The 26,718-nt window shown below is 68.7% G+C and carries 27 protein-coding genes and 3 pseudogenes; 13 read left to right on the forward strand and 17 right to left on the reverse strand.

Annotation, left to right across the window (positions count from 1 at the left end):
- Window positions 1-73 precede the first annotated feature (73 nt).
- The 7 genes and pseudogenes from LCY71_RS06735 to LCY71_RS06770 form a co-directional block, all read right to left on the reverse strand.
- On the reverse strand, window positions 74-1,402 hold the full coding sequence (locus tag LCY71_RS06735) for a DUF389 domain-containing protein (protein WP_225335595.1): 1,329 nt from the start codon (window positions 1,400-1,402) through the stop codon (window positions 74-76).
- Between the two features lie 102 nt (window positions 1,403-1,504).
- Window positions 1,505-1,894, reverse strand: a complete 390-nt coding sequence (locus tag LCY71_RS06740; RefSeq protein WP_225335596.1) for a hypothetical protein — start codon at window positions 1,892-1,894, stop codon at window positions 1,505-1,507.
- Between the two features lie 73 nt (window positions 1,895-1,967).
- Window positions 1,968-2,437: pseudogene (locus LCY71_RS21660) on the reverse strand (GNAT family N-acetyltransferase); the annotation flags it as partial.
- Between the two features lie 11 nt (window positions 2,438-2,448).
- On the reverse strand, window positions 2,449-3,084 hold the full coding sequence (locus LCY71_RS06755; RefSeq protein WP_225335599.1) for an IS6 family transposase: 636 nt from the start codon (window positions 3,082-3,084) through the stop codon (window positions 2,449-2,451).
- Between the two features lie 140 nt (window positions 3,085-3,224).
- Entirely contained in the window at window positions 3,225-4,952 is a 1,728-nt protein-coding gene (locus LCY71_RS06760; RefSeq protein WP_225335600.1) for an excinuclease ABC subunit C, read from the reverse strand.
- An 83-nt stretch (window positions 4,953-5,035) separates the two neighbouring features.
- Window positions 5,036-5,698 (reverse strand): hypothetical protein, encoded by a 663-nt coding sequence (locus LCY71_RS06765; protein WP_225335601.1) that lies wholly within the window; start codon window positions 5,696-5,698, stop codon window positions 5,036-5,038.
- 103 nt (window positions 5,699-5,801) lie between these two features.
- Window positions 5,802-6,988 (reverse strand): annotated as a pseudogene (locus tag LCY71_RS06770) (RNA-guided endonuclease InsQ/TnpB family protein).
- Between the two features lie 345 nt (window positions 6,989-7,333).
- Between LCY71_RS06770 and LCY71_RS06775 the strand changes: the two are divergent.
- Entirely contained in the window at window positions 7,334-8,275 is a 942-nt protein-coding gene (locus LCY71_RS06775) for a branched-chain amino acid transaminase (protein ID WP_225335602.1), read from the forward strand.
- A gap of 164 nt (window positions 8,276-8,439) precedes the next feature.
- Here the strand turns inward: LCY71_RS06775 and LCY71_RS06780 are convergent, their stop codons facing one another.
- Both LCY71_RS06780 and LCY71_RS06785 read right to left on the reverse strand, forming a co-directional pair.
- Window positions 8,440-9,114 (reverse strand): DUF502 domain-containing protein, encoded by a 675-nt coding sequence (locus LCY71_RS06780; RefSeq protein WP_225335603.1) that lies wholly within the window; start codon window positions 9,112-9,114, stop codon window positions 8,440-8,442.
- Between the two features lie 84 nt (window positions 9,115-9,198).
- Window positions 9,199-10,035 (reverse strand): proline dehydrogenase family protein, encoded by an 837-nt coding sequence (locus LCY71_RS06785; protein ID WP_225335604.1) that lies wholly within the window; start codon window positions 10,033-10,035, stop codon window positions 9,199-9,201.
- A gap of 112 nt (window positions 10,036-10,147) precedes the next feature.
- On the opposite strand from LCY71_RS06785, the gene LCY71_RS06790 reads away from it, so the two are divergent.
- From LCY71_RS06790 to LCY71_RS06820, 7 genes are all read left to right on the forward strand, one after another.
- On the forward strand, window positions 10,148-10,693 hold the full coding sequence (locus LCY71_RS06790; protein WP_225335605.1) for a CDP-2,3-bis-(O-geranylgeranyl)-sn-glycerol synthase: 546 nt from the start codon (window positions 10,148-10,150) through the stop codon (window positions 10,691-10,693).
- Between the two features lie 78 nt (window positions 10,694-10,771).
- Window positions 10,772-11,953, forward strand: coding sequence for a hydroxymethylbilane synthase (gene hemC / locus LCY71_RS06795; protein ID WP_225335606.1), 1,182 nt, complete (start codon window positions 10,772-10,774; stop codon window positions 11,951-11,953).
- On the forward strand, window positions 11,950-12,750 hold the full coding sequence (cobA, locus tag LCY71_RS06800) for a uroporphyrinogen-III C-methyltransferase (protein ID WP_225335607.1): 801 nt from the start codon (window positions 11,950-11,952) through the stop codon (window positions 12,748-12,750). The genes hemC and cobA overlap by 4 nt, the downstream gene beginning before the upstream one ends.
- On the forward strand, window positions 12,743-13,549 hold the full coding sequence (locus tag LCY71_RS06805) for a uroporphyrinogen-III synthase (RefSeq protein WP_225335608.1): 807 nt from the start codon (window positions 12,743-12,745) through the stop codon (window positions 13,547-13,549). Before cobA ends, LCY71_RS06805 begins: the two co-directional genes overlap by 8 nt.
- 74 nt (window positions 13,550-13,623) lie before the next feature.
- Window positions 13,624-15,162, forward strand: coding sequence for a RecJ family nuclease (gene recJ, locus LCY71_RS06810; protein WP_225335609.1), 1,539 nt, complete (start codon window positions 13,624-13,626; stop codon window positions 15,160-15,162).
- A 73-nt stretch (window positions 15,163-15,235) separates the two neighbouring features.
- Window positions 15,236-15,469 carry a hypothetical protein gene (locus LCY71_RS06815; RefSeq protein ID WP_225335610.1) on the forward strand — a complete coding sequence of 78 codons (234 nt, stop codon included), beginning with the start codon at window positions 15,236-15,238 and terminating at the stop codon, window positions 15,467-15,469.
- A 91-nt stretch (window positions 15,470-15,560) separates the two neighbouring features.
- The gene (locus LCY71_RS06820; RefSeq protein WP_225335611.1) at window positions 15,561-15,881 is read left to right on the forward strand and encodes a DUF5783 family protein; all 321 of its coding nucleotides are present in this window, start codon (window positions 15,561-15,563) and stop codon (window positions 15,879-15,881) included.
- Window positions 15,882-15,923: 42 nt separating this feature from the next.
- Here LCY71_RS06820 and LCY71_RS06825 read toward each other — a convergent pair whose 3' ends face one another.
- Both LCY71_RS06825 and LCY71_RS06830 read right to left on the reverse strand, forming a co-directional pair.
- Complete coding sequence (locus tag LCY71_RS06825) at window positions 15,924-16,592, reverse strand: class I SAM-dependent methyltransferase (RefSeq protein ID WP_225335612.1); 669 nt, start codon at window positions 16,590-16,592, stop codon at window positions 15,924-15,926.
- A gap of 43 nt (window positions 16,593-16,635) precedes the next feature.
- Window positions 16,636-17,082 (reverse strand): helix-turn-helix domain-containing protein, encoded by a 447-nt coding sequence (locus LCY71_RS06830; RefSeq protein WP_225335613.1) that lies wholly within the window; start codon window positions 17,080-17,082, stop codon window positions 16,636-16,638.
- Window positions 17,083-17,209: 127 nt separating this feature from the next.
- Here LCY71_RS06830 and LCY71_RS06835 point away from each other — a divergent pair, with 127 nt between their 5' ends.
- Together LCY71_RS06835 and LCY71_RS06840 are read left to right on the forward strand one after the other, a co-directional pair.
- Window positions 17,210-17,815 (forward strand): DUF8170 family protein, encoded by a 606-nt coding sequence (locus LCY71_RS06835; RefSeq protein WP_225335614.1) that lies wholly within the window; start codon window positions 17,210-17,212, stop codon window positions 17,813-17,815.
- An 81-nt stretch (window positions 17,816-17,896) separates the two neighbouring features.
- Entirely contained in the window at window positions 17,897-18,277 is a 381-nt protein-coding gene (locus LCY71_RS06840) for a NifU family protein (protein WP_225335615.1), read from the forward strand.
- A gap of 78 nt (window positions 18,278-18,355) precedes the next feature.
- Here the strand turns inward: LCY71_RS06840 and ligA are convergent, their stop codons facing one another.
- From ligA to LCY71_RS06860, 4 genes are all read right to left on the reverse strand, one after another.
- Window positions 18,356-20,626: an NAD-dependent DNA ligase LigA gene (gene ligA, locus LCY71_RS06845; RefSeq protein WP_225335616.1), complete on the reverse strand. Its 2,271-nt coding sequence runs from the start codon at window positions 20,624-20,626 to the stop codon at window positions 18,356-18,358.
- Window positions 20,627-20,719: 93 nt separating this feature from the next.
- Complete coding sequence (locus LCY71_RS06850) at window positions 20,720-21,832, reverse strand: pyridoxal-phosphate-dependent aminotransferase family protein (protein WP_225335617.1); 1,113 nt, start codon at window positions 21,830-21,832, stop codon at window positions 20,720-20,722.
- A 110-nt stretch (window positions 21,833-21,942) separates the two neighbouring features.
- Window positions 21,943-22,629, reverse strand: coding sequence for a hypothetical protein (locus LCY71_RS06855; RefSeq protein WP_225335618.1), 687 nt, complete (start codon window positions 22,627-22,629; stop codon window positions 21,943-21,945).
- A gap of 77 nt (window positions 22,630-22,706) precedes the next feature.
- Window positions 22,707-23,264: a hypothetical protein gene (locus LCY71_RS06860; protein WP_225335619.1), complete on the reverse strand. Its 558-nt coding sequence runs from the start codon at window positions 23,262-23,264 to the stop codon at window positions 22,707-22,709.
- A gap of 165 nt (window positions 23,265-23,429) precedes the next feature.
- On the opposite strand from LCY71_RS06860, the gene LCY71_RS06865 reads away from it, so the two are divergent.
- The 3 genes and pseudogenes from LCY71_RS06865 to LCY71_RS06875 all read left to right on the forward strand — a co-directional run bounded on the left by LCY71_RS06865 (window position 23,430) and on the right by LCY71_RS06875 (window position 25,416).
- Window positions 23,430-23,624 carry a hypothetical protein gene (locus LCY71_RS06865; protein WP_225335620.1) on the forward strand — a complete coding sequence of 65 codons (195 nt, stop codon included), beginning with the start codon at window positions 23,430-23,432 and terminating at the stop codon, window positions 23,622-23,624.
- 126 nt (window positions 23,625-23,750) lie between these two features.
- Window positions 23,751-24,385 (forward strand): annotated as a pseudogene (locus tag LCY71_RS06870) (IS6 family transposase).
- Window positions 24,386-24,441: 56 nt separating this feature from the next.
- Window positions 24,442-25,416 carry an aldo/keto reductase gene (locus tag LCY71_RS06875; RefSeq protein ID WP_225335621.1) on the forward strand — a complete coding sequence of 325 codons (975 nt, stop codon included), beginning with the start codon at window positions 24,442-24,444 and terminating at the stop codon, window positions 25,414-25,416.
- 30 nt (window positions 25,417-25,446) lie between these two features.
- On the opposite strand, the gene LCY71_RS21395 is transcribed toward LCY71_RS06875, so the two are convergent.
- Together LCY71_RS21395 and LCY71_RS06880 are read right to left on the reverse strand one after the other, a co-directional pair.
- Window positions 25,447-25,575 (reverse strand): hypothetical protein, encoded by a 129-nt coding sequence (locus LCY71_RS21395; RefSeq protein ID WP_263654239.1) that lies wholly within the window; start codon window positions 25,573-25,575, stop codon window positions 25,447-25,449.
- Window positions 25,576-25,841: 266 nt separating this feature from the next.
- Entirely contained in the window at window positions 25,842-26,702 is an 861-nt protein-coding gene (locus LCY71_RS06880) for a sulfurtransferase (RefSeq protein WP_225335622.1), read from the reverse strand.
- Window positions 26,703-26,718 lie beyond the last annotated feature (16 nt).

Below are 26,718 nucleotides of genomic sequence, written 5' to 3' on the forward strand. Positions count from 1 at the left end.
ACCACCGTTCCTCGGCCGTAAATCGATAGCTGCTATATCGAATCTGCCCGGTACCGCGAATCGGCGTCCGGGGTCATGGGGTCACTGTCGCCGTGGACTCGGTTCCGTTCGCGGTCGCGTTCGCCTCGCTGTCCACCTGATAGGTGACGAACTCGACCCGCACTCGCGGGTTCCGGTCGGTCGCGTTCGCGATGCGGCGGTCGATGGCCTCGGCGATCGACGGCGGGTCGCCGCTCCCGGAACGACTGAGCGTGACGGTGACCGTCTCGTTCGGTCCCCAGGGGAGCACCCCGGCGTACTGGACGCGGACGGAGATCGGTTCGAGCCCCGCGTAGGCCGGTCGCTCCAGCGTCGCCTCGACTTGCTGGTCGACCGCCCGCTCGTACTCGATCTGCTGGACGGTCGCTACCCCGACGCCGGCGACGAGCACCGCGAGCGCCAGCACGCTGGCCGCGGTGAGCGCGCGCCGCGTCGCGCCCTTGGGGAGGACGCTCCACTCCTCGTCCGCTCCGTAGCCAAGCGCCCGGAGGACGGCGATCGTCCCGGCGTTGACGACGAGCAGCGTCAGCGCGACGAGCGCCAGCGACCCCGCGGCGATCCGGGGCGCGTCCCAGACGGCGGCGACGCCGACGGTGGCGGCGGCCGGGACGAGCGCGGCTGCGATCATCACGCCGATAAGGGACGTCGGGCCCTTGGTCGCGATGCCGAACGCGGCGGCCGCGCCGGCGGCGAGGCCGATGACGACGGTCAGCAGCGACGGCGCGATCCGCAGCGCGATCAGTTCGATCGAGCCGACGTCCAGCCCTGCCGGGACGAAGCCGGCCGCCTTGACGCCGTAGGCGAACGCGGCGGCCCCGAGCATCGCCGTCGCCAGCCCGGCGACCTGGAGGGCGACGCTGTTGCGGAGCATCTGTCCGTCCCCGGTGATCGCGCCGACCGAGGCGGTCAGCACCGGGCCGACGATGGGCGCGATCACCATCGAGCCGACCACGACCGCGGGCGAGTCGACCAGGAGCCCGGCGGTCGCGATGACCGCGCTCAGCAGGATCAGCGAGAGGAACGACCGCGCGTCGTGGCTGATGTCGTCGGCCTTGGCGCGGAGCTCCTGGCGGGTCAGCGGGTCGAAGTCCGTGGCGAACCGGTCCTGCAGCGCCTCGGAGCCCGGCGTCATCGCGACCTCGAGGCTGCCGACGACGGTGTACCGCTCCGGGTCGACGTCGGCCGCCTCGAGCCGGTCGAAGACGAACCCCACGGCGTCGGTCGGAACGGGGGCCTCGACGATCCACTGCTCCTCGCCGTCGCGCCAGGCCCGCTGCCGGACCGCGTCGATCCCCTTCTCGTCGAACGCGTCGAGCACCGCATCGAGGTCGTCGTCCGGGACGAGGACGCGGATCAGTCGCACACAGATCGTAGGGTTGCCACCCGAAAAAGCGTTGTCTGGAGTGACTGTTCCGGGCAGTGAGAGGGGCGGCGGCTCCGGAGCGCCGCCAGGGCCGCTGCTCGCTCAGCCCCGTCCCAGGTCGAACTGCTCGTCAAGCCGCTCGCGGAGATCCCTGATCGTCTCCGCCTCGCCCTCCGAGGAGCCCTCCTGCTCGGCCAGCGCGCGGTCGACCTCGGCGGCCTCGCCGCGGGACAGCTGTACCTCGTGGGTGCCGTCCTCCTCGTCGCCGAACAGGTTCGACGGGTCCAGCGTGAGGATCCCGTCGTCGTCGCCGGGGTCCGACTCCTGGAAGTCGGGCTCCTGGAAGTCGAACTCCCGCTGCAGGAACTCACGGACGTTGAGCGCGCGCTCCTCCTCCGGTCCCGACTCGGTGGCGATCTCCGTCGAGAGCGCGTTGATCACTTCCTGGGCCTCCGGCCGGTTCAGTTCGATGGTGGCGGTGTCGTCGGCCATGCTGATGCCTCGCTCAATTATTGTTGGCAAAGCAATAAATGGGTGTCCGCGGCCCGCGGGCGGACGCCGGCGATCAGAAGGTGTGGGCCATCATGATCTCGTCGACCGCCTCGTCGTCGATAGTGTAGTGGTCCCGTCGGATTCCCTCGGTCTCCCAGTCGTACGCTTCGAGAAACGCCATCGCACGCTCGTTGTGCGCCGGGACGCTGTTGTACACCTTGCGGTAGCCGTTGGCTTCGGCCCAGTCGAGACCCCGCTCCATCAGTCGGTCGCCGATGCCCTCCCGGCGGTGCTCCCCGCGCACGCCACGGTCAACTGGGCGATGTCCTGTAGCTTGTCGACCTGCGGCAGGTCCAGGTGCGTCCACCCCACCACTTCGCCGTCGACGGTCGCGACGAAGAACACCCGCGAGCTGACCGTGTTGTGCCGGTGGACGGTGTCGTCGTACAGCAGTTCCTCGGCGACGGTCTCCGCGACGACGTAGGGCTCGTCGTCGGTGGCGTCCCTGATCGCGTCGACGATTCCCTCGAAGTCGTCCTGCTTGGCGGTAGTGTTCAGATTAGCTGATTCCATGCGAAGCTGAACGATTTGAGCCAGTCGTCGGCTGTGTCCGCTTCGGCGTTGCTGAAGCAGTTTGAGAACGAAGATGTCCGTCGTTTTATTTCTCGAAAGACACGTTCGACACTGTTTCGATTTCCATGGCGTTCATATCTGAAATCGAGGCCGTGTCGCTGGCAGGCGTCTTTCAGCGGTGTCGCACCATCGACGAGAAAGACGGCGTCGTCGACATCGTGTTTCTCGCGGAGCTCGGTGAAGAACGCACGAGCGAGAACGTTTGTTTTGGTCGGTTCAAGCTTTGTATGGAGTAATTCGTTCGTGTCTGGATCGACGGCAGCGTACAGCCAGTAGTGCTCGTCATCGAGTTGGATCACGGTTTCGTCGACCGCGACGTGATCCGGTTCTCGCCCATCCTGGGGCTGTAGATCGGCTTTGTGAACCCAGTTGTGAACGGTTGACCGAGCGCGTTGGACACCGAATACCTCAAGAAACGAGACAGTATTCGAAAGCGAGAGTCCAGCCAGATGCAACTGAATACTGAGCTTCATCAGTAGTCGCGGTGTCGCTTCTCGCTCCACAAACTCTAACTCGATCAGGTCCAAACAACCGCTGAGGCGGTCGGTTTTTGGCATAGAGCACTAAAAAACCGCATCTGCCTCACCTTTCAAGCTTATCTGAACACCGCCTCGAGTTCCCCCATAATACACGAACGTTCATGACGAACTCGGTTAGTTCTTGCTGAAGCGTCGCAGTCCGCGCGCGGGCTCACCTCTTACGAGAGGTGGCTGGCGATGGTGTCTGCGGTCGCCTCGCCGACGCCGTCGACGGCCAGCAGTTCGTCCTCGGAGGCCTCGCGCACGCCGTCGACGCTGCCGAACCGGCGGAGCAGACGCTTGCGTGTCTCCGGGCCGACGCCGGGCACCTCGTCCAGCGCGGTCCCCACGTCGTCGCGGACAGTCTGGTGGTACTGGACGGCGAAGCGGTGGGCCTCGTCGCGGACCCGCTGGAGCAGATGGAGGCGCTCGTCGTCGTCCGCCCAGTCGCGGGTGCCCGACGGCGTCACGACCAGTTCCTCCTCCTTGGCCAGCGCGACGGCGGGCACGTCCCACCCCGCCATCGCCAGCGCGTCGCGGGCCGCGCCGAGCTGTCCCTCACCGCCGTCGATCAGCAGGAGGTCGGGATCCGGCCGGTCGTCGCGGCCCTCGACGGCGCGTTCGGCCCGCCAGCGGACGAGTTCTCGCATGTTGCCGTAGTCGTCGTTCTCCTCGGTGAGCTTCTTGCGGCGGTAGTCGGCCTTCTCCGGGCTCCCGTCGACGAAGGTCACGTTCGAGCCGACCACGGACGTCCCGTGGGCGTGGCTCACGTCGAACCCCTCGACGCGGTCGGCGGCGTCGAGGCCGAGCGCGTCGGCCAGCGCCGCCGTCTCGTCGCGGGCGGGACCGGACCGGCGGGCGTTCTTCAGCGCCAGGTCGACGAGCGTGGCCTCGCGGCCGGCGCCGGGGACGCGGACGTCGACGCCCTCGCCAGCGAGCCACTCGACGACGTCCCCGTCGGGCCGCTCCGAGCACAGCACCGCGTCGGGCAGGTCCCGCTCGGCGTAGTACTGCGTGACGAAGGCACCGAGCACCTCCCCGACGCCGTCGCCATCGGGAGCGTCCAGCCGGTGGCGCTCGCGGTCGACCAGCTGGCCGTCGCTGGCGTGGAGCCGGGCGACGGTGGCCCGCTCGCCCTCGCGGACCGCGCCGAGCACGTCCATCGCGCGCTCGTCCCGTGTCGTCTGGACGGCGTCGTCGGCGTCGCCGTGCAGCGCCTGCACGGCTTCCAGTTTGTCTCGGAGGTTCGCCGCCCGCTCGAAGGACGCCTCCTGCGCGGCGGCCTCCATCTCCCGCCGGAGGGGGTCGGCGAGCACGCCCGTCTCGCCCTCGAAGAACCGCCGGACGCTCTCGACGTCCTCGGCGTAGGCGTCTTCGCTTATCTCGCCGGTACAGGGCGCGGTGCAGATCCCCATCTCGTAGTCCAGGCAGGGCCGCTCGCGACCCTGGTACTTGTGGTCCGAGCAGCCCCGCAGTCCGTAGGTCTCCCGGAGGGCCTTGACGACGGTCTCCACGCGACCCTTGTCGGTGAACGGGCCGTAGATGGTCGCCCCCTCCTCCGGGTCGCGAGTGACCTGGATCCGCGGGACGGGGTGGTCCGTCAGCTGGACCAGGGGATAGGACTTGTCGTCCTTCAGCCGGACGTTGTAGGGCGGCTGGTGGCGCTTGATGAGGTTGGCCTCCAGCAGCAGCGCCTGCGTCTCCGTGTCGGTGACGCTGTACTCGATCCCCTCGGCGCGCTCGACCATCCGCGCGATGCGGGTCGAGCGCGGGTCCGCGTACGACCGCACCCGGTCCCGCAGGTCGATGGCCTTCCCCACGTACAGCACCCGGTCGGCGACGAAGTGGTACACGCCGGGCTCGGTCGGCAGGTCGGCGGCCCGGTCGAGAACCGTCGCGGCGTCCATCGATCCTCCCTTTCCGCTCGACGGGGTTCAACGTCACGCACCGCGGACGCCCCGACCGCAGGACGAGGGGCCCCGCCGCGCGTTCAGGACTCGCCGGGCCGGATCGCCCGCTCCAGCCTGTCGACGGGATCTGCCCCGGGCCCGTCGCCCGGTGAACCGGCGGCGTCGACAGTCCCGTCCTCGTATCCGTCCGGCACGAATCCGTCGCCCCCGCTCCCGCCGTCACCGTCCGACAGCGACACTGTGACGTCCTCGTCGCCGGCGACCTCGACGACGAGGACACGCTCGCGCGTCCGGGCGTAGGCCCCGAGGAGGACGACCCCCACCAGCAGCGCCAGCGCCCCGACGACGGTCACGACCTCGTCCAGGTGCGCCAGCAGGTCGAGCATCGTCTGCACGGTCGAGAGAACGCCGCCCATGCCGACGGCGCCGGTCCCGCTCGACAGCGAGACGTCGCCTATCAGCGAGTTCATGTCGATCGCCAGCCCGGCCCCGGTCAGCGCGAGGCCGACGACGACGACCTTCGCCGCGACGCCCAGGAGCCGGTCCTCGCCGGTCGCCCGCCGCTCGACGCCGGCCACGTTCGGTCGCTCGACGGCCTCGTAGTTGCTCCCCTCGGCGTCGGGCGTGAACGCCAGCACGCGGTGAGTCGTGACCACGACGCCGCCGCCCCCGACCGTCACCCGCTCGACCGTCTCCTCGCCCTCGTAGAGTAGCTCTTCCGCCCGGTCGAGCCAGCGCGTCATACCCTCCGCTCTCTCGCCGCGGGCCATGAACGCTCGGGGCCGATTATCAGCAGTGTAAATCGCCTCGGGGTCAAGCCCCGAGGCTTTCGCGTGGACTCCCGTTCTATGCCTCAACCGAGGCAGGGGGGACGTACTCCCCGCTCACGTTCAGCGTCCCGCGATTCAAGCGCACATCTACGGGTGCGCCTCCATCGTCTGCGTTTTGCCGACGACGGAGATACTGCAAACCGATGTGCTTGGAAGCGTTGTAGTCCGCGTGGTTCTCGTACCCGCACTGCTGACACTCGAACGACTCCCCGTTACGGTTATCGTCGTGGGTAAACCCACACGTCGAGCAACGCTTCGACGTGTTGCGCGGGTCAACCTGTACGGCTTCAACACCGTGTTCTTCGGCCTTGTATTCGACGTACTCGTAGAGGCGTCGGAACGCCCAGACGTGTTGCCACGTCGCCTCGGGGATGTTCTCCCGAATGTAGGTCAAGTCCTCGAACACGATGTGCGAACAGTCGGTCTCGACGGCCTCCTCGATAAGTTCGTTCGCCACCGTGTGCAGGTGTATCTCGAACCGTCCATACTCTTTCTGTCCGACTGACTCGATGTTTTCGTGGGCGTGACGAGAACCACACTGCTGGAGTGATGCACGACGTTTCTCGTATTCTCGTCGCCAGTGGTTGAACTCGTCTGCCGACCAGAATCGCCCCGTCGAAGCGACGGCGAGGTTGTTCACGCCCACATCCACACCAAGGACTGTTCTGTGCTTGGACTCGGATTCGGACGGTTCCTCGTCTGGTTCGACTTTCCGCATCGAAGCATGGAGATACCAGTCGCCGTCGCGGTACTGTAAGTGCGCCATCCGAAACTCGAAATCCGCGTCGGAGACGTACTTCGTCGGCGGTGTCTCCGAGTCGTCGGGGAGAATGTAGTTGCACTCGACGCGCCCGTCTACGGTCGAAAGCGAAACGTGGTCGCGGTGGAACGTCGCACTCCGCTTGTCGTAGACTGCGCTGTCTGCCGAGAAGTACGGTTGCGACGTGTTCTCGCCACGTTCGAGACGCCGCTTTTGACGGCCTCGACCGCCCTGCGAATCCCCTTCTGGACGAGATTCGCGGTGAGGTCTGTTTCGTCGCGGAGTCGGTCGTAGAGGGCGCGTTCGGCTTTGGCTTTCGAGGTGACGTGGTAGCCGTCGTCGCCGTGCCAGCACCAGTCGCTCGCGGTGTTGGCGCAGTGTTTGAACTGCTCGACAGTCTCTCGAAGCGAATCGTCGGCTCCTTCGGGAGTGTCGAGTTTGATGACGGCGGTACGACGGTATTCTACTGTGTTTCACATATATGGACGGTATTACTTATATGTTGGAGAGTCGGCCTGCCATCGTAGTGTGGTTTGTGTCATCGGTTGTCGGCTTCCTCCCCGACCTCAAGGGTCGGGGCATCCGCCTCGTATCGCCTGTGAACAGCCAGCCAGGGCTTTCTGGCTCGCTCCACTCGTCGATACAGGACACTCACTGCGTCCGCGCCGGTGCGGGAGGCGCTGGCACGGATAGTTAAGGCTCTTAACGGTGGCCATCTAGGGAGCCGATATGGCTCCAGAGACACCGCGTGAACGGGGTACCGAGGCCGAACTCCGGGGGGACCGGCGATGACCGACCGTCCGGAGATGTTCGAGGGCGTCGACCGCATCTGGCAGGACGGCGAGTTCGTCAACTTCGAGGACGCGCAGGTCCACGTCCTGACCCACGCGCTCCACTACGGCACGGGCGTCTTCGAGGGCGTCCGGTGTTACGACACCGCCGAGGGGCCGGCCATCTTCCGGTGGGACGAGCACCTCGAGCGGCTCTACGAGTCGGCGAAGGTCTACGACATCGAGATCCCCTACGAGCCCGCGGAGCTGACCGAGGCGACGATCGAACTGATCCGCAGCGAGGGGCTGGAATCCTGCTACATCCGACCGATCGCCTTCTACGGCTACGGCCCGCTGGGACTGAACCCCAGCGAGTCGCCCGTCGAGACCGCTATCGCGGCCTGGCCGTGGGGCGCTTACCTCGGGGAGGAGGCCCTCGAAGAAGGCGTCGACGTCGCCGTCTCCTCCTGGCGGAAGTACTCCTCCGACGAGATCCCGACGAACGCCAAGACGACCGGTCCGTACGTCAACAGCGTCCTCGCGTCGCTGGAGGCGCGGGGCAACGGCTACACCGAGGCCGTCGTCCTCAACGAGGAGGGCAACGTCGCGGAGGGTCCCGGCGAGAACGTCTTCCTGGTGCGCGACGGAGAAATCTACACGACCGGTCTATCCGAGTCGATCCTCGACGGGATCACCCGCCAGACCGCCATCACGCTCGCCGAGGACATGGGCTACGAGGTCCACGAGACGACCATCTCCCGGGGCGAACTGTACACCGCTGACGAGCTGTTCTTCACCGGGACGGCGGCAGAGGTGACGCCCATCCGCAGCGTTGACGGCAACCAGATCGGCGCCGGCACGAAGGGCCCGGTCACCGACGACCTCCAGTCGGCGTTCTTCGACCTCTTCGAGGAGCGGCCTGCCGAGTACGACGACTGGTTCACCGACGTCGAGGTGTAGCGGAATCGAACCGGGGGATCGACCCCGTCGCTCTGTCTCCGCAGCGAATCGACCACTCGCAAGCGTCCGGGGAAACGTATCGTCCGGCGCCTGAGAACACACCTGTCGTCGACGTTCACCGCCGTCGGCCTCGAGGCCCAGCGGCGACCGGAGCGCGGCCCGCTTCAGTCGTCCGTGGCCTCGCCCTCCTGGCCGTCCTGGGCGTTGATCGGGAGTTTGACGTTGTCCCGGTCGGAGTCGCCGAAGCCGGCCGAGAGGATCCGGGTCAGCGCGTCCTCGACGCGCTCGTTCAGTTCCTCGTACTCGTCGGGCTCGACCTCGACGACGTAGCCGGTGGTGATGTTCGGCGCGGTCGGGAGGAAGAGGACGTCTCGCCCGTCGTTGGTTGTCTTACCGGTCTTGAACGCGGTCATCCGCATCCCGTCCCAGGTTTCGATCTTCACGGGCTTCTGGAGTTCGTCGGTGCCCGAGACGGCCGTCTCGACGGCCATCTTCGACGCGTTGTACACCACCCGCAGCCCGGGGACCTGGTTCATGAGGTCGTCCAGCGCGCTCTCCATGAGATCGCCGAAGGCCGTCCGCATGAGATAGCCGATCGAGAACACGAGCAGCACGAACACGCCCAGCGTCGTCACGACCCGGATGAACGTGACGACGGCCTCCGCCTGGAGGTATCCGGGGAGGCCGAGATCGTTGAGCGTCGCGACGTTGATGTCGGCCGCGAACGGCAGTCCGGCCAGGATGCCGTAGAGGTACGCGAGGACGTAGATGGTGACCAGGACGGGGAGCAGGACGATGAGTCCGCTCGCGAAATCGCGCTTCCACGAGGCCGGCGCCATGTCAGCCGAGTGGCCCGCCCCGGTTATCAGCCTTCCCTTCTCCCACGCCACCGGGCGGGAGGCCGCTTCTGGTCCGCCCCTCACTCACCCGCTCAGAACGGCCCGGAGCGCGAACAGGGCGTTCTGCCGGCGCTCGGCGACCCGCCGGTAGAAGTAGGAAAGCCACCTGTCGCCGTAGGGGACGTACTGCCAGACCTCGCAGTCGTCCGCCAGGTCGAACAGCGCGTCCTCCCGGACGCCCATCAGCATCTGCACCTCGTAGGGCGTGCCGAACTCCTCGTGGAGCGAGTCCGCCAGCGACAGCATCTCGGGGTCGTGGCTCCCCACCGCCACGCCGTCCTCGAAGTTCGCGAACATGTATCGCAGGCAGTCCCGGAACTCGGCGTCGACGCGTTCCTTGCGCCGGTAGGCGACCTCTTCCGGCGGGTCGTAGGCCCCCTTGACCAGTCGGACCGAGCCCGGCAGGTCCCCCAGCCGCTCCAGGTCCGTCCGCGTCCGCCGTAGGTTGGCCTGCACGCAGACGCCGACGTCCCCGCCGGTCGCCTCGGCGTGGTGCTCGTAGGCGTTCAGCGTCGCGTCCACCGCCGGATGGTCCTCCATGTCCAGCCAGACGAACACGCCGCGGTCGTCGGCGCGGTCGACCACCCGCGCCAGGTTCTCCCGGAAGACGTCCTCGCCGACGTCCAGACCGAGCTGGGAGGGCTTGACCGAGACGCGGGCTCGCAGGCCGGCGTCGGCGACGTCGTCGACGAGCCGGCAGTAGGCAGCCGCGTCCTCGTCGGCCGGCCCGCGCTCGTCGTAGTGCTCGCCGAGGCGGTTGCAGATCGTCCCCACGTCCCGGGCCTGTAACCGCCGGGCCCGCTCCAGCACCTCGGCGGCCGTCTCCCCGGCGACGAACCGCCGGGCGAGTGGCGGAATCATCGTTCGTAGGCAGGTACCCCGGCGGCAAGAGGTTTGTCACGTTCCCGAGACCCTCGCCTCGCGGCAGCGTCGTCCGCCGCCGTTAAGCCCCCGGGCGTCACACGTCCGCGACATGACGCTGTTCGGTGCGCTCGCGACGGCGCTGTGGGCGATGCTACCGGCCTACGTGCCGAACAACGCGGCCGTCCTCGCCGGCGGGGGACGGCCCATCGACGGCGGCCGGACGTGGAACGGCCGCCGGGTGCTCGGCGACGGCAAGACCTGGCGCGGTACGGCGGCGGGGACGCTGGCCGGCCTCGCGCTGGCGCTGGCGCTCAACCTCGTGGTCGAACCCGCCGGCGCGGCGCTGGGCGTGGACCTGCCGGCGTTCCCCCTGCTGGCGGGCCTCGGCCTGGCGCTGGGGGCGATGGCGGGCGACATCGGCGCTTCGTTCCTCAAGCGCCGGACTGGCCGAGAGCGGGGTGCCGCCTTCCCCGGGCTCGACCAGCTCGACTTCGTGATCGGCGCGCTGGCGCTCGCGGCGCTGTTCGCGCCCGACTGGACGCTCTCGACGTTCACGCCGCCGGTGCTCGTCGCCGTCCTGATCGCCACGCCCGTCCTCCACGTCGTGACGAACGGCATCGCCTACGCGCTGGGGCTGAAAGACGAGCCCTGGTAGGGCAGCCCCGGCGTCGCTGCCCGGCTCGACCATCGCCGTATCTGTACACTTTTCAGGGGTCGTCGCCGATGGACGGGTATGAGTACATCGCGGACGCTGCGACTGGCCACGCGGGGCTCGGACCTGGCCCTGCGCCAGGCCGCCGCCGTCGAGGAGGCCCTCGGTCGGCGGTTCGACGTCGAGATCGTCGAGGTCGAGACGACGGGCGATCAGGTCCGCGACGAGCTGATCCACCGGCTGGGCAAGACCGGGGCGTTCGTCCGGAGCCTGGACGAGCAGGTCGAGGCGGGCGACGTGGACGCGGCCGTCCACTCGATGAAGGACGTCCCGACGGAGGGCGACGGGCTGGTCGTCGCGGCCGTCCCCGAGCGGGCCGATCCGGCCGACGTGCTGGTCACGCCGGACGGGAAGACCCTCGACGAGCTGCCCGAGGGCGCCACCGTCGGCACGTCCAGCCTCCGCCGGACGGCCCAGTTGCTCGCCGAGCGGCCGGACCTCGACGTCCAGCCCCTTCGGGGTAACGTCGACACCCGAATCGAGAAGCTGCTGGCGCCGAGCCTGCAGGCCGAGCACGAGGACCGCAGCGAGGCCGAGAAAAAGCGGAAGGCGACGGCGGGAGAGACCGTGGAGACGCCGGAGGGCGACGAGGCGGACGTCGAGGTCCCCGACGACTGGGAGTTCCCCTACGAGGAGGACGTCGAGGAGTGGTTCAGCGGCCTGCGCGAGATCGAGCGGCAGGCCCTGGGCCGGGACGTCGACGTGGCGTACGACGCCATCGTGCTCGCGCGCGCGGGACTGGAACGGGCGGGCCTGCTCCACCACGTCGAGGCCCAGTCGCTGCCGACGGAGACGTTCGTCCCGGCACCGGGTCAGGGCGCGCTGGCGGTGACGGCCGTCGACGGCGACCTGGCGCGGGACCTCAACGGCGCGCTGGACCACCCGCGATCGCGCGTCGAGACGACGGTCGAGCGGACGATCCTGGGCGAACTCGGCGGGGGCTGCGTCGCTCCGCTGGGCGTCTACGCCGTCCTGCAGGGCAGCGTCGTCCGCACGACGGTCCGCGCGCTCTCGCGGGACGGCGAGGAGGAGGTGTCGCTGACGCGGGACCTGCCCGCCGACCGCCACGGCGAGGCGGCCCGGGAACTGGCCCGGGACCTGGCCGATCAGGGCGCGCGGGAACTGATCAAGCGGGCCAAGCGCGAGAGCGGCGCGGCGGCCGAGGACGACGCGGCCACGGCCGCGGAGACGAGCGAGGAATGACGGGCACCGTCTACCTCGTCGGCTCCGGCCCCGGCGATCCGGACCTGCTGACGGTCAAGGCGAAGCGACTGCTGTCGGAGGCCGACGTCGTCCTCCACGACAAGCTCCCGGGCCCGGAGATCATCGAGCAGATCCCCGAGGAGAAGCGGGAGGACGTCGGCAAGCGCGCCGGCGGCGAGTGGACGCCACAGGAGTACACCAACCGCCGGATGGTCGAACTGGCCGAGGAGGGCAAGGACGTGGTCCGCCTGAAGGGCGGCGATCCGACCGTCTTCGGCCGCGGCGGGGAGGAACTGGTCCACCTCGCCGAGCACGAGGTCCCCGTCGAGGTGGTGCCGGGAATCACCTCCGCGGTGGCCGGTCCCGCGGTCTCAGGGATTCCGGTCACCCACCGCGACCACGCCTCCTCCGTCTCCTTCGTCACGGGCCACGAGGACCCCACGAAGGAGGAGTCCGCTATCGACTGGGCGGCGCTGGCCGCGACCGGCGGCACCGTCGTCGTCCTGATGGGCGTCGGCAGGCTCCCGGAGTACACCGCCGCGCTGCGGGAGGCCGGCATGGATCCGGACACGCCCGTCGCGCTGGTCGAGCGGGCGACCCGGCCCGACCAGCAGGTGGCCACGGGGACCCTCGATACGATCGTCGACGTCCGCGACGAGGCCGGCATCGAACCGCCGGCGATCACCGTGATCGGCGACGTGGCCGGCCAGCGCGACCGGGTGATCGAGTTCCTGCGGACCGACTACGGCGGGAGCGGCGACGGGAGCCGGACCGACGGAGGGGATCCCGATGCGTGAGGAACCCCGCCTCCGGGTCGCGTTCTTCCGTCCCGACGACGAGCGGACCGACGATGCCGTCGAACTGCTGGAGTCGCTGGGCGCCGACCCCGTGCCCGATCCGATGCTGGCGGTCGAGCCGACCGACGCGACGCCCAAGACCGACGCCGTCGGATCCTCCGGCTCCGACGAGCCCTCGCCCGTTGTCCCTCGCGAGGACGCCGACTACGCGGTCCTCACGAGCAAGACCGGCGTCGAACTCGCCGCCGAAGCCGGCTGGGGCCCCGGCGAGGCGGCGGTCTGCGCCATCGGAGAGCCGACGGCCGACGCGCTGCGTGCGGCCGGCTACTCGGTCGATCTGGTGCCCGACGAGTACTCCTCGTCGGGCCTCGTGGACGCGCTCGCGGACGACGCCGCAGGCGCGCGCATCGAGGTGGCCCGCTCCGACCACGGCTCTGACGTGCTGACCGACGGGCTGGAGGACGCCGGCGCATACGTCCACGAGACGGTCCTCTACCGGCTGGTCCGTCCCGAGAGCGCCGGTGAATCGGCCGAACTCGCCGCCGGGGGCGACCTGGACGCGGCGCTGTTCACCTCGTCGCTCACCGTCACGCACTTCCTGGCCGCCGCCGACGAGCGCGGCGTCCGGGACGCGGCCGTCGACGGGCTGAACGACGCCGTCGTCGGCGCCATCGGCGAACCGACCCGCCGCACCGCCGAGGACGCCGGGATCGAGGTCGACGTCGTGCCCGAGGCGGCCGACTTCGACGCCCTCGCCGCCGAAGCCGTCGAGGAAGCCGCACCCAGCTACGACGAGTAGGGCGGGGAGGGTGCGGTCGGAAGCCGGGCACGCGACCGGAAGTTTATATCCGGGCAGGCGCGAACGTCGCCTCGATGGGACCCGCCCCCGACCTCGACGACCGCGCGCGGACCTGCGCCCGCCGCCTGCTCGACGCCGACGCGGTGCTGCTGGCATCGCACATCGACGCCGACGGCCTGACGAGCGCGGCCGTCGCCGCCACCGCGCTGGAGCGGGCGGGGCTCCCCTTCGAGACCGTCTTCAAGAAACAGCTCGACGCCGAGGAGATTGCCTCCATCGCCGCACGCGAGTACGACACCGTTCTCTTCACTGACTTCGGCAGCGGGCAACTGGACGCCGTCTCCGAGCACGTCGCCGCGGGCGACTTCGAGGCCGTGATCGCCGACCACCACCAGCCCGCCGCGCCGGAGGACTGCCACCCCGACGCGGTCTCCGAGACGGACGGCTACGCCGACTTCGAGTACCACTGCAACCCGCTGCTCGTCGGCATCGACGGAGCCTCCGAGCTGTCCGGAGCGGGCGCCGCCTACGTCCTCGCGCGGGCGCTCGCCAAGGAGGGCGGCGCTGCCACGGACGGCGGCGAAACGGCCGCTGACGGGGATACAGCGACAGCGGCTGGCGACGCCGCGGGGACGGACGGCGACCCGCTCAACCGCGACCTCGCCGGCCTCGCCGTCGTCGGCGCCGTCGGCGACATGCAGGCCACGAGCGGCGAGCTCGTCGGCGCGAACCAGGGCATCGTCGAGGAGGGCGTCGAGGCGGGCGTCCTCGCGGAGGGGACCGACCTCACGCTCTACGGCAAGCAGACCCGGCCCCTCCCGAAGCTGCTGGAGTACGCCACGGAGGTCCCGATTCCGGGCATCTCCAACGACGAGGCCGGCGCCGTCCGCTTCCTGGAGTCGCTGGGGCTGGACCTCAAGCGGGACGGCGAGTGGCGCACCTGGGCGGACCTGACCGACGACGAGCGCCAGACGGTCGCCAGCGGCCTCGTCCAGCGGGCCGTCGAGCGCGGCGTCCCCGCCGACGACATCGACTCCCTCGTGGGCACCACCTACACGCTGACCGCCGAACCGGTCGGCACCGAACTGCGGGACGCCAGCGAGTTCTCGACCTTGCTGAACGCCACCGCGCGCTACGAGCGGGCCGACGTCGGACTGGCGGTCTGCCTGGGCGACCGCGAGGGCGCGCTGGAGCGGGCCCGGAGCCTGCTCGCCAACCACCGCCGGAACCTCTCGGAGGGCCTGTCGCTCGTCCAGGAGCGCGGGGTCACCCGGGAGGACAACGTCCAGTGGTTCGACGCCGGCGACGCCGTCCGCGAGACCATCGTCGGCATCGTCGCCGGGATGGCGCTGGGCACCGACGGCGTCGACTCCGACAGGCCCATCGTCGCCTTCGCGAGCAAGGGCGACGAGGAGACGAAGGTCTCTGCCCGCGGCACCGGCCCGCTGGTCGGCCGCGGCCTGGATCTCTCGGTCGTGATGAGCGAGGCGGCCCGCGCCGTCAGCGGCGACGGCGGCGGCCACGACATCGCCGCCGGCGCGACCGTCCCCGCGGGCGAGGAAGCGTCCTTCATCGAGGCCGCCGACGAGATCGTCGCCCGGCAGCTGGACTGAGGGCGAGGTTCCGACCGGAGGGAGGAACCTCGCTGCCAACAAGACTAACTTCATCGCCACGAGAGAGCCACCGATGCGAGAGCGCGACGTCTTCGACCTGTTGCTCGTCGCGGCCGTCGGGGTCGCCGCGTACGTTCAGGCGTTCGGCATGGCCGACCCCATCGCGACCTTCGACGAGCTCGTGACGACGCTGGCCGCCGTCGACGAGGGCGTCTACCTCGTGCTCGGGGGCGTGGTCGGCATCTTCTTCGTCGGCTATCTGGTGCTGTACCTCCCCAAGAAGGACGCCGGGCGAGCGCCGCGATAGCCGCTCTGACTACCCTGTCCGCACGGCGGCCGCTGGCGACCGCTGGCCGCCCATCGGCCGACTTTTTAGGTGCGCTCGCCGACTGTCCTACATGGCCGAGTTCGACCCGGAGAAGTTCGATGACAAGTACCAGCACTACTTCACTGAGCTCCAGAAGGCCTACAAGCAGGCCTTCGAGGTGATGAACGACCAGTACGACTCGGAGCTGATCCACGCCATCGACCAGCAGATCCTCAACGAGTCCGAACCGGTCTACGAGGGCGACGGCGAGTTCGGCATCGACCTGCCCGAGGACCCGATCGATCGCGTGACGGCGATCATCGTCGACGACGAGAAACTGGCAACCGTGCTCGACCGGTACGTCGACGAACTGGAGCGCCAGCACCGCCTGATCTTCGGGTTCGAGGAGTAAGCGCGCCCGCCTCTCATACGGGCACAGCGACGCCAGTCCGTCTCAGCGCGGGACGGTCCCCGCGATCGCGTAGTAGTCGTGGCGCGGCTCGCGCCCCCACAGCACCGGATCGTCCAGCGGTTCGTACTCGACGTCCCGGAGCCCCGCCTCCCGGAGGAACTCGCGTAGCTCCCCGGGCGGGCGGCCGTGATACAGCGGCAGGTCGCCGTGGATCGCCTCGTACTCGTCCCGGGGCTCGGGGTGGTCCCAGTACCCCTCGATCAGGAGGAGCCGGCCGCCGGGGCCGACGACGCGCTGCCACTCCTCGACGGCCGCTTCGGGATCCGGGAGCGTCCAGAGGAGGTGGCGCGCCGTCGCCAGGTCGACCGCGTCGTCCTGAACACCGAGGCCCTCCGCGTCGCCGCGCTGGAACGCGACCGACAGGCCGGCGCGGCGCGCCTTCTCCCGGGCCTGCTCGAGCATCGCGGGCGCGACGTCGACGCCCGTCACGTCGTGTCCCAGGCCCGCCAGCAGTAGCGAGACGACGCCGGTCCCGCACCCGACGTCGAGGACCCGCTGCGGCGGCTCGCCCGTCCGCTCGCCGAGGACTGACAGCCACCGCTCGCGCTGGTCCTCGCCGTGGATGCCGTGGTGGACTTCGTCGTCGAACGTCTCCGCGCGGTTGTTCCAGTGTCGCTCGACGAGTTTCTTGACGTCGTCGCGTTCGGTCACGCGTACCGTCCTCCGATCGCTTCCATCCGCAGAACGCGTGCGTTCACTCGCGGGTCGTCGCCGGACGCGGCATCTCCTCGATCTCCCGGATCCGGGGCGTCTTCTCGACCGACTGGTACTGGCGCCGCCACGCCTCCTCCGGGAACAGCCCGTTGCGGTCGAACAGTTCCCGGGCGTCCTCGGTGAGCGCGTAGAACTTGTAGGGGTAGTCCCGGAGGCGCTCGCCGGGCTCGAACTCGCATTCCCGAACGACGCCGACGTCGGCCAGCGTCCGGAGGTGACGGCGGATGGCGTCCTCGCTGAGGGGCGGATTCATGTAGTCCAGCTCCTCGACGCTGGGCGCTCCCTTCGGGTGGCCGACGACGTCCGCGAGGATGTCCGCCCGCTTCTTGTCGGTCGCCTTCTGGAGCGCTCGCCACTCGCTGAACCCCTCGCTGGCGACACCCCGGGCACCGCGCCCCGAACCGGCGCTCTCCGTGTCGGGCCTCATACTCGTGACTTAGTTCGCCACTACCATAAATACTCTCACTGAGATGAGTTTGATATCGCAGACGGTATCGTAACTAATCAGACGGAGAACGAATATTTGATATAGGTGCCAATTCCGCGTCCGATTGATGGATTCAGACGACGGCGGGCCTGAACTGGGGGCAGGGGACGAGCCGGCAATACCGAGCGAGGAGGAGATTCTGGCCGAAATAGAGGGCGTCAGCCTCACACCCAGCGAGCACCAGCGCGTCAAGGACCTCGTCAACGGCGAGCAGATGACCCGCATCAAGGGTCACGACAGGCGATACCTGGTCGCGGGGGCGGGCGGTGAGACGGGCGCTGCGACACGACGGACGATCGTCTACGATCTCCTCGACGCGCGCAGGAATCCGCCCGCAGTCGCGTTCCAGCTGGAGGACTTCGGGCTCACGCCCGAGGAGATTCGGCTCTGGCACCGCGTATTTGATATTCTCTGCGGCATGGCGACCCACATCGTCGGGGTCGTAGAGGACTTCGACGGTGGCTACGTCTGGGAGCTCGGACTGCTGTTCGCGCCCTCGTACCGGGAGAACGTGTGGGTGCTGAAGCGGCGCTACCCGAACGACGAGGAGGAACGCGAGCGGTACGATAACGGCATGGCTGCCTCGCACGTACAACAGCTCCTGACGGGCGACCGCTGTCACGAGTGGGCGGACACCGACGAGCTGCGAGACGCCGTCGAACACGTTCCGTGACGGAACGTGTACTGTCCAGCGACGGCGAGAAAGATGTGAGTCCAAAGGTCTAAGCCCCGTCGCGGACTACCGGTAGGTACTATGAGCACCGAGACCGAGGACGGCGGCGACGACGACCTGCGCGAGCGGATCACGAACTTCCTGCGCCGCAACTTCCCGCAGATCCAGATGCACGGCGGCAGCGCGGCGATTCAGGAGATCGACCGCGAGGAGGGCAGCGTCACGATCCAGCTGGGCGGCGCGTGTTCCGGCTGTGGCATCTCGCCGATGACGATCCAGGCGATCAAGACCCGCATGACCAAGGAGATCCCGGAGATCGACACCGTCCACGCCAACACCGGCATGGAGGGCTCCGAGGGGATGGCCGGCGGCGCCGGCGGCATGAGCCCGTCGATGCCCGGCGACTCCCGCGGCGGTTCGATCGGCGACGACGACGACGAAGGCCCCGAAGCCCCCTTCTAACTCCGGCTCTCTATCTCCCCGTTTTCCAGCCGAACAGCGGCGGCACTGGACTGAACAGTACGCACTGAACGCCGCCGGCTACAGCACGCCCCGCTCTTCCAGCAGCGCCTCGAACTTCTCCTCGTCGACGATGTCGACGCCCTCGGCCTCGGCGTCGTCCCGCTTGCTCTGGCCGGGGTCGTCGCCCGCGACGAGGTAGTCGGTGTTGCTGGAGACGCTGCTGGTGGCGGACCCGCCGTGGCGCTCGACCAGTTCCTGTGCCTCGCTGCGGGTGTAGCCGTCCAGCGAGCCCGTGAACACGAACGTCTCGCCGTCGAGTTCGTCGCCGCCCGTCTCCTCGGCGGGCTGGGGGTGGACGTGTTCGAGGAGGGCCGCGAGCACCTCGCGGTTGCCTTCGCTCTGGAAGAACTCGACGATGGAGTCCGCCACCTCGGGGCCGACGTCCTCTACGGCGAGGAACCGCTCGCGGGCGGCCTCGGGGTCCTCCACGACCGCTTCGACGGCGGCGTCGGCGTCGTCGCTCTCACTGTCGCCGTCCGCGTCGCCGTCGCCCTCGCCGTCCCCGCTCCCGTCGTCCTCCACGAACGCGGAAAGCGTCGCGGTCTTGCCGTCGACGGTCCCGGGGCCGGTCGATCCGCCGTCGCCGACTTTCCCGGCGAGATCGCCCGCGCCGGCGGCCGCCAGGATCGACTCGAAGTCGCCGAACTCGTAGGCGAGGTTGCGGGCGACGACGGAGCCGACGTCGTGGATGCCCAGCGCGGTCAGGAAGTCGGGTAGTGACGGCTCCCGGGTCCCCTCGATGGCGGCGACGAGGTTCCGGGCGCTGGTCTCGCCCCACCCCTCCAGGTCGGCCAGGTCGTCGACGGTCAGTTCGTAGAGGTCCGCGGGCGACTCGATCAGGTCCGCTTCCAGCAGTTGCTCGACGGCCTTCTCGCCGAGGCCCTCGACGTCCAGCGCGTCGCGGCTGGCGTAGTGCCGGATCGCCCGCTCGCGCTGGGCCGGACAGGAGAGTCCGCCCGAGCAGAAGGCCATCGGGCCGTCGCGCTCGACAGGACTGCCGCAGACGGGGCACTCGTCGGGGAACGCGTAGGTGCCCTCTGCGTTCTTCTCGACGACCTCCACGACGTCGGGGATGACGTCGCCGGCGCGCTTGATGCGGACCTCGTCGCCGCGGTTCACGCCCAGTTCCTCGATCTGCGCGGGGTTGTGCAGCGAGGCCCGGGAGACCGTCACGCCGCCGACCTCGACGGGGTCGAGCAGGGCGACCGGCGTCAGGCGGCCGGTTCGACCGACCTGGACGGCGATGTTCCGCAGGGTGGTGCGCTCCTTGCGCGCGGGGAACTTGTAGGCGAAGGCCCACCGCGGCGCCCGGGCGGTCCACCCGAGCTCCTCGCAGGCGTCGAGGTCGTCGACCTTGACGACGACGCCGTCGATCTCGTAGTTCAGGTCGTCGCGCGCCTCGAGCTGACGGTCCCGGTAGTCGACGGCGGCGTCGACGTCGCCGACCGTCTCGATGCGCTCGGTGACCCGCAGGCCCCACTCGGGAAGCCGCTCGTGGATCCCGGTGTGGCTCTCGAACTCGGTCGAGGCGTCCAGCACGCCGAAGAAGAAGATCGACAGCGGACGCTCGGCGGTGATCGACGGGTCGAGCTGGCGGAGCGTCCCGGCGGCGGCGTTGCGCGGGTTGGCGAAGGCGTCGTCGCCGGCCTCGACGCGCTCGCGGTTGAACTCGTTGAACGCGTCGCGGGGCATGTACACCTCGCCCCGTACCGCGAGGAAGTCGGGGTAGTCGCCGCGCAGGCGCTCGGGGACGCTGGCGATGGTGCGGACGTTCTCGGTGACGTCCTCGCCGACCTCGCCGTCACCCCGCGTCGCCGCGCGCTGGTAGACCCCGTCCTCGTAGACGACCTCCACGGAGAGGCCGTCGAACTTCGGCTCGCAGAAGTACTCGACCTCGCCGACGCCCTCGCGGACCCGGCGGTCGAACTCGCGGACCTCGCTCTCCTCGCCGCCCTGGTCGATAGAGAGCATCGGCGCGACGTGCTCGACCTCACCGAGTTCGTCCAGCGGGTCGCCGCCCACCCGCTGGGTCGGGCTGCCCGACCGGTCCAGATCGAAGGCGTCCTCCAGGTCCCACAGCCGCGAGAAGAGGGCGTCGTACGCCCGGTCACCGATGACCGGGTCGCTCTCGACGTAGTAGCGGTGGTCGTGATACCTGACGGCCTCGCGGAGCCGCTCGGCCTGCTCGCGGGCCTCGTCCTCGCTCAGTTCCGCGACGGGGTCGAACTCCGTCGGCGGGTCCTCGACGTATGGGTTGTCGCGGAGTCCGGGGTCGTCGACGGCAGTCATGTGACTGGGACGCGGGCCCGGACGCTTAAAGCGCACTACTCCCGGCCGGCGCTGCTCGGTCCCGGCCAAGGCACCAGTGATCGCGGCGGTCGGTCACAGGCCGGCGACGTCCTCGATAGCGTCGGTCAGCGCCTCGATCGACTCGACGTCGTGCTCGCCCATGTGGCCGATGCGGAACGTCTTCTCGCCGAGTGCCGACCCGTAGCCGTTCGAGAAGACGAAGTCGTACTCCTCGGAGACGGCCTCGATGGTCTCGGCGACGTCGATGCCCTGCGTGTTCTCGATGCAGGAGACGGTCTGGGACTCGTAGCCCTCCTCGGGGAACATGTCGAAGTGCTCGCGGGCCCACTCGCGGGTGTACTCGGCCATCTCGCGGTGGCGCTGGTCGCGGGCGTCGTGGCCCTCCTCGAGCATGTACTTCATCTGCTTGCGGTAGGCCAGCATGACCGGGATGGCGGGCGTCGAGTGGGTCTGGCCCTTCCGGTCGTAGTAGTCCAGCGAGCGCTGGAAGCCGCCGTACCACGAGGCGGACTCGCTCTCGAGTTCGCGCTCGTAGGCGTCGTCGCTGACGACGCAGACGGCCAGTCCCGGCGGCATGGCGAAGGCCTTCTGGACGGAGGTGAAGATGACGTCGATGCCGTGCTCGTCGATGTCGACGTAGTCGCCGCCCAGCGCGGAGACGGCGTCGACGACGAAGTAGGTGTCGGGGTACTCCGCGACGACGTCGCCGATCTCCTCGATGGGGTTGCGGACGCCGGTCGAGGACTCGTTCATGACGCAGGTGACGGCGTCGTAGTCGGTGTCGCGGGTTTCGAGGGCCTCGCGGACGTCCTCGGGTTTGACCGCCTGACCCCACTCGTACTCGAGGGTATCGACGTTCTTGCCCAGCCGCTCGGCCACGTTGGCCTGGCGCTCGCTGAAGCTACCGCAGGTCGTGACCAGCACGTCCTCGTCGACGAGGTTGAGCATCGCGCTCTCCATGAACTCGGTCCCCGAGGCCGTGAGGACGATGAGCTCGTTGTCCGTGTCGAGGAAGTCCTTCGTGTCCTCGACGACGGTCGTGTAGAGGTCCGTCATCCGGTCCATCCGGTGACCGAACATCGGCTGGCTCATCTCCTCGATGACGTCCTCGCGCACCTCGGTCGGGCCCGGGATGTACAGCGTCTTGTCGGGGTACTCCCCCGTGTATTCGCGTTTCTCGGTCACGGAAACCACCTAGTGTGGCGTACCTCTCGACCGGACGGTATGGTAGTTATGATGCTGTTTCGCCCGCGGCGCACCGGCCGTCTCGTGCGGGTCGTTGACGACTCCCGCTCTCACTCGGCCTCCTCGCCAGTGGGCGCTCGCTTGCCGATCCAGTAGCCGGTCCCGGCGATCAGCGCGGCGACGGCTCCGAACGGCACTTCCGCGATCGCGAACAGGAGCACCTGTCCCGCGAACGTGCCGCCCTTGGCCGCGTCGGTGAGGACGATCGTCGGCACGCAGACCACAAGGACGGCGACGGCGTAGCAACCCAGCCGCGCCGTCTCGTGGACGCTCCGGCGGGTGATCAGGTAGCCGGTCCCGGCCAGCCAGAGCGCGAGCGCGACGAGCAGGCTCCACACGCTCCGCGTGAGAACGAGGCCCAGCAGCGCCGCGCCGACGCCGACGACGACGCCGAAGCCGACGCCCGCCACCAGCGTCAGCGCGTCGTCGGCGAGGCCGTCCGGATCGAGCAGCGGCGCGTCGTCGCTCGCCGCCGCTCCGCTCGCGTCTCCCGGCGAGGGGCCGCCGCTCGCGCCCGTCGACGGCCGGTCGCCCGCGCCGCCGCCGACGGCCGCTTCGACGCTCGCCCCGACGTCGGGAACGGACACCCGCGCACCGAGCGAGTCGTCCTCGCCTCCGGGCGCGGGACCATCGTCTCCGACGCTCGGTTCGTCGAACTCGGCACCGCAGTGCATGCAGTAGCCGGCGCGGGAGCTGACCTTCCCGTCGCACTCCGGGCAGCGCGGATCTGCGGGCATCGGTCCGACGAGACGCAGGGTGCGGGGGCTCTTAATACCACCTCAGCCCGCGCTACTCGCCGCATTCCCGTCGATCGTCACCACCGGGACGACCGCGAGTCGATCCGGCCGTCGAGCCACTGGCCGGCGACGACCAGCGCGACGACGACCACCAGCGCGCCGCCGTCGAGTAGCGCCAGGAGGCCGCCCCCGCTGGAGGCGGCGAAGAACACCCGCAGGGCCACGACCAGCACGGCGGCCCCGTAGACGCTCCGGACCAGGACGGTCGCGGCGTCGTCCAGCTGGTAGAGGTAGTAACCGAAGGCGGCGCTGGCCAGGAGCGCGACGCCCGCGGTCACGCCGGTCACGGCGGATACCAGAAACCAGGTCACCCCGGCGGCGGCGACGACCAGCCCCTGCCGCGTCTCCTCGGAGCGGTCCAGCACCGACAGGACGTCGTCGACGTCGCTGACCTCGCCGGACGCGCTCGACCCGGGCGTCCCGGCGTCGGTCACCGCGGACCCGAGCAGTTGATCGAGCGCGCCCCCGCCCTCGGCGTCTACCGGGGACTCGAAGTCGCGCCCGCAGTGCATGCACCAGGCGGCCGTAGCGCTGACCTTCTCCTCGCAGTGCGGGCAGCGGGGATCCTCTCGCATCGGTTCCACGGTCAATCGGACCGCAATTAGCCTTTTCGACGGTACTCTGACGGGTTCGATTGCGGGGAGCGACCGTCGAACGAGCGAGCGGCCCGGCCGCCGGTCGTCACCGACCCAACGTGGTTTGGGAACGGCTCTATTGATAGTTACACGCTACCGCACACCATGGATGGAATTCTGAACACGACGACGAACACGGTTCACAAGCACCGGGACAGGAAGGCGACCGCGACGACGGCGTGCGGTGCCACCAGGCACGTCGCGGACGACCGGCTCGACCGGATCGACGTCGACCGGGCCGTCTCGGATCGGCAGGCGAGCAAGTGCGGGCGCTGTTTCAGCGACGGCGGCGGATACTGAGCCGTGCGGGCGCCGTCGGCGCCCGCACGGGGGCACGCGTCGTGACGGGACTTCAGCGTTCGGCCTTCACTGCAGGTCGTGTTTAGTTAAGCGTGAAAAGTGAGGCGGGTGAATTTCTTGGTGTCCATGCCAGAAATCGCCCGCCTCAGTGGTAGTAGCGACTGGATTGATTTGGGTTTTGTGGAGCGCGAGCGGACACCCGAGCCGGCGATGGCGCTGGGTATTCGATCGCACGTTGCGGGGCTATCGCTGTCGAATACCGTCGATTTACTCGCCAGCTGGGTGTCGATCGATCGCGGAAAGCGATCCACGATTGGGTGCAGAAAGCCGATTTACAGCCAGAATCAGGGAAATCGCCGAATCAGATCGCGATCGACGAAACGGTGATTCGGATCAACGATCAGCAATTCTGGCTGTACGCCGCTGGCGATCCTGCCACGAACGAGCTGCTTCACGTCCGGCTTTTTTCGACGACGACCACCGCTCTCACCGAAATATTTTTCCGCGAACTCCAGCAGAAACACGACGTCGAAACAGCCGAATTTCTCGTTGATGGCGCCCAACACCTCCAAACTGCACTCCAACGAATAGGCCTTCGATTTCAGATATCCCGCCACGGAAATCGGAATGCTATCGAACGAATTTTTCGAGAACGCAAGCGCCGAACCTCATCGTTCTCGAATTGCTTCAGCCACGTCGAACCAGAAACAGCCGAAAACTGGCTCCAGAGTTTCGCTCGCTGGCACAATGCTTCTAACTAAACACTACCGGGTCTGCGGGGACCAGCCTTTTGATCCCCCCGGTCATGGCGCGGGGTATGGAGTACACCACCCTCGGCTCGACCGGCATGGAAGTCTCGAAGATCTGCCTGGGCTGCATGAGCTTCGGCAGCGAGGAGGACTGGATGCTCGACCGCGACGAATCGCGGGAGATCATCGAGCGCGCCGTCGACCTCGGGATCAACTTCTTCGACACGGCCAACGCCTACTCCGACGGCGAGAGCGAGGAGATCCTCGGCGAGGTGCTGGCCGACTACGACCGCGACGAGCAGGTCGTCGCCACCAAGGTCCGGTTCTCCTCCGGCGGCGACCACCCCAACGCCGACGGGCTCTCCCGGAAGACGATCGAGCAGGAGCTCGAAGGTTCGCTGGACCGCCTCGGGATGGAGACGATCGACCTCTATCAGACCCACCGCGTCGACCCGGACACGCCGCCGGAGACGACGCTGCGGGCGCTGGACGACGCCGTCCGCCGCGGCGATGTCCGTCACGTCGGCACCTCCTCGATGTGGGCCCACCAGCTCGCGGAGCGCCTGCGGACCAGCGAGCGGGAGGACCTGGTCTCCTTCGAGACGATGCAGAACCACTACCACCTCGCCTATCGCGAGGAGGAGCGGGACGTGCTGCCCACGTGTGAGAAGGAAGACATCGGCGTCATCCCGTGGGGTCCACTGGGCCAGGGCTTCCTCGCGCGCCCGTTCGACGAACTGGAGCGTACCCAGCGGGGCGACCCCGAGAACTTCCACAACCCCACGCCCGAGTACGAGCGCGGCGGCGGCCGGGAGATCAACGAGCGCCTGCAGGAGGTCGCCGCCGACCACGGGATCACGATGGCCCAGGCCGCGCTGGCCTGGCAGTTCCAGAACGACTACGTCGACGCGCCCATCGTCGGCACGACCAGCGTCGAGCACCTCGAACAGGCCGTAGAGGCGCTCGAAGTCGACCTGTCGGCCTCCGACGTGGCCTACCTCGAGGAGCCCTACGAGCCGCAGCCGATCATCGGGCACGAGTAGCGACCCAGCCGCTCGCCTCGAGACGGTCCATTAGTTCGGAAGATGGCTCGTCCACTCGTTTTTCGCGTCGAAGGGATCCGTCGGCTCGGCGTCCTCGCCTCGCGTCTTCTCGTTGATCGCGCCCTCGAGTTCGTCGGCGAACTGGTCGCTGGTACCCATCGTTTCTAGTACGGCGAAAACGGTGATGAACGTCGGTCCGCGCGCAGAGAGCGGCGCAATCTCGGTCAGGAACGGCGCACAGCTACCCGACCTCGGGCTCGAAAGAAGCGGTTCGGACGACTACGCGTTACTCGCCCGGTTCCACGGCTCGCGCGGAGCGCTCGCCGTTCCACCACGAGGCCGAGTGCGCAGTCGTTCTCTCGGCCTCGCCGTGCTCTGCGGTTCCCTGCGGTCACCGCCTCGTAGCGAGGCCTCGATCGCTCTGCTTACTCGGCCTCGCCCGTCTCGATGGGCGCGCCCACGAGGTTGCCCCACTCGGTCCAGGAGCCGTCGTAGTTGACGGCGTCGTCGTAGCCCAGCAGCTCGTGCAGGGCGAACCAGGCGACGGAGGAGCGCTCGCCGATGCGGCAGTAGGCGACGGTCGTCTCGTCGCCGTCGATACCCTCCTCGGCGTAGAGCTCCTGCAGCTCGTCGAAGTCCTTGAACGTGCCGTCGTCGTTGGTGACGGCCGCCCAGGAGATGTTCTTCGCGCCGGGGACGTGGCCGCCGCGCTGGGCGGTCTCCTGCAGGCCCGGGGGCGCGAGGACCTCGCCGGAGAACTCCTCGGGCGAGCGGACGTCCACGAGCGGCAGGCCCTTCTCGACGGCGTTCTCGACGTCGTCGCGGTACGCGCGGATGGACTCGCGCGGGCCGGAAGCGTCGTACTCCGCCTCCGAGAACTCGGGGACCTCGTCGGTGGTCGGGTAGTCGTTGTCGAGCCAGTACTCGCGGCCGCCGTCGAGGAGACGGACGTCGTCGTGGCCGTAGTACTTGAACTGCCAGTAGGTGTAGGCGGCGAACCAGTTGGAGTTATCGCCGTACAAGACGACGGTGTCGTCGTCGCTGACGCCGTGACTACCGAGCAGGTCCTCGAAGTCCTCCTTCGAGAGGATGTCCCGCCGGGTCTGGTCCTGGAGCTGGGTCTCCCAGTTGAAACCGATCGCGCCGGGGGCGTGGGCCTCCTCGTAGGCCTCCGTGTCGACGTCGACCTCCACGAGTCGCAGATCAGAGTCGTCGCTCTCGAAGTCGTCGAGTCGGTCCTCGACCCAATCCGCGGAGACGAGGACGTCGTTGGCGTAGTCGCTCATAGTTGCACACGCACGT

This window comes from Halomicrobium urmianum (genome assembly GCF_020217425.1).
Taxonomy (GTDB): Archaea; Halobacteriota; Halobacteria; order Halobacteriales; family Haloarculaceae; genus Halomicrobium; species Halomicrobium urmianum.

Excerpts from the sequence above, each read along its gene's own strand:
- LCY71_RS06740 (WP_225335596.1), bottom strand. The coding sequence starts at position 1,894 with ATGGCCGACGACACCGCCACCATCGAACTGAACCGGCCGGAGGCCCAG.
- LCY71_RS06755 (WP_225335599.1), bottom strand. The coding sequence starts at position 3,084 with ATGCCAAAAACCGACCGCCTCAGCGGTTGTTTGGACCTGATCGAGTTA.
- LCY71_RS06760 (WP_225335600.1), bottom strand. The coding sequence starts at position 4,952 with ATGGACGCCGCGACGGTTCTCGACCGGGCCGCCGACCTGCCGACCGAG.
- LCY71_RS06765 (WP_225335601.1), bottom strand. The coding sequence starts at position 5,698 with ATGACGCGCTGGCTCGACCGGGCGGAAGAGCTACTCTACGAGGGCGAG.
- LCY71_RS06775 (WP_225335602.1), top strand. The coding sequence starts at position 7,334 with ATGACCGACCGTCCGGAGATGTTCGAGGGCGTCGACCGCATCTGGCAG.
- LCY71_RS06780 (WP_225335603.1), bottom strand. The coding sequence starts at position 9,114 with ATGGCGCCGGCCTCGTGGAAGCGCGATTTCGCGAGCGGACTCATCGTC.
- LCY71_RS06785 (WP_225335604.1), bottom strand. The coding sequence starts at position 10,035 with ATGATTCCGCCACTCGCCCGGCGGTTCGTCGCCGGGGAGACGGCCGCC.
- LCY71_RS06790 (WP_225335605.1), top strand. The coding sequence starts at position 10,148 with ATGACGCTGTTCGGTGCGCTCGCGACGGCGCTGTGGGCGATGCTACCG.
- hemC (WP_225335606.1), top strand. The coding sequence starts at position 10,772 with ATGAGTACATCGCGGACGCTGCGACTGGCCACGCGGGGCTCGGACCTG.
- cobA (WP_225335607.1), top strand. The coding sequence starts at position 11,950 with ATGACGGGCACCGTCTACCTCGTCGGCTCCGGCCCCGGCGATCCGGAC.
- LCY71_RS06805 (WP_225335608.1), top strand. The coding sequence starts at position 12,743 with ATGCGTGAGGAACCCCGCCTCCGGGTCGCGTTCTTCCGTCCCGACGAC.
- recJ (WP_225335609.1), top strand. The coding sequence starts at position 13,624 with ATGGGACCCGCCCCCGACCTCGACGACCGCGCGCGGACCTGCGCCCGC.
- LCY71_RS06815 (WP_225335610.1), top strand. The coding sequence starts at position 15,236 with ATGCGAGAGCGCGACGTCTTCGACCTGTTGCTCGTCGCGGCCGTCGGG.
- LCY71_RS06820 (WP_225335611.1), top strand. The coding sequence starts at position 15,561 with ATGGCCGAGTTCGACCCGGAGAAGTTCGATGACAAGTACCAGCACTAC.
- LCY71_RS06830 (WP_225335613.1), bottom strand. The coding sequence starts at position 17,082 with ATGAGGCCCGACACGGAGAGCGCCGGTTCGGGGCGCGGTGCCCGGGGT.
- LCY71_RS06835 (WP_225335614.1), top strand. The coding sequence starts at position 17,210 with ATGGATTCAGACGACGGCGGGCCTGAACTGGGGGCAGGGGACGAGCCG.
- LCY71_RS06840 (WP_225335615.1), top strand. The coding sequence starts at position 17,897 with ATGAGCACCGAGACCGAGGACGGCGGCGACGACGACCTGCGCGAGCGG.
- ligA (WP_225335616.1), bottom strand. The coding sequence starts at position 20,626 with ATGACTGCCGTCGACGACCCCGGACTCCGCGACAACCCATACGTCGAG.
- LCY71_RS06855 (WP_225335618.1), bottom strand. The coding sequence starts at position 22,629 with ATGCCCGCAGATCCGCGCTGCCCGGAGTGCGACGGGAAGGTCAGCTCC.
- LCY71_RS06860 (WP_225335619.1), bottom strand. The coding sequence starts at position 23,264 with ATGCGAGAGGATCCCCGCTGCCCGCACTGCGAGGAGAAGGTCAGCGCT.
- LCY71_RS06865 (WP_225335620.1), top strand. The coding sequence starts at position 23,430 with ATGGATGGAATTCTGAACACGACGACGAACACGGTTCACAAGCACCGG.
- LCY71_RS06875 (WP_225335621.1), top strand. The coding sequence starts at position 24,442 with ATGGAGTACACCACCCTCGGCTCGACCGGCATGGAAGTCTCGAAGATC.
- LCY71_RS21395 (WP_263654239.1), bottom strand. The coding sequence starts at position 25,575 with ATGGGTACCAGCGACCAGTTCGCCGACGAACTCGAGGGCGCGATCAAC.
- LCY71_RS06880 (WP_225335622.1), bottom strand. The coding sequence starts at position 26,702 with ATGAGCGACTACGCCAACGACGTCCTCGTCTCCGCGGATTGGGTCGAG.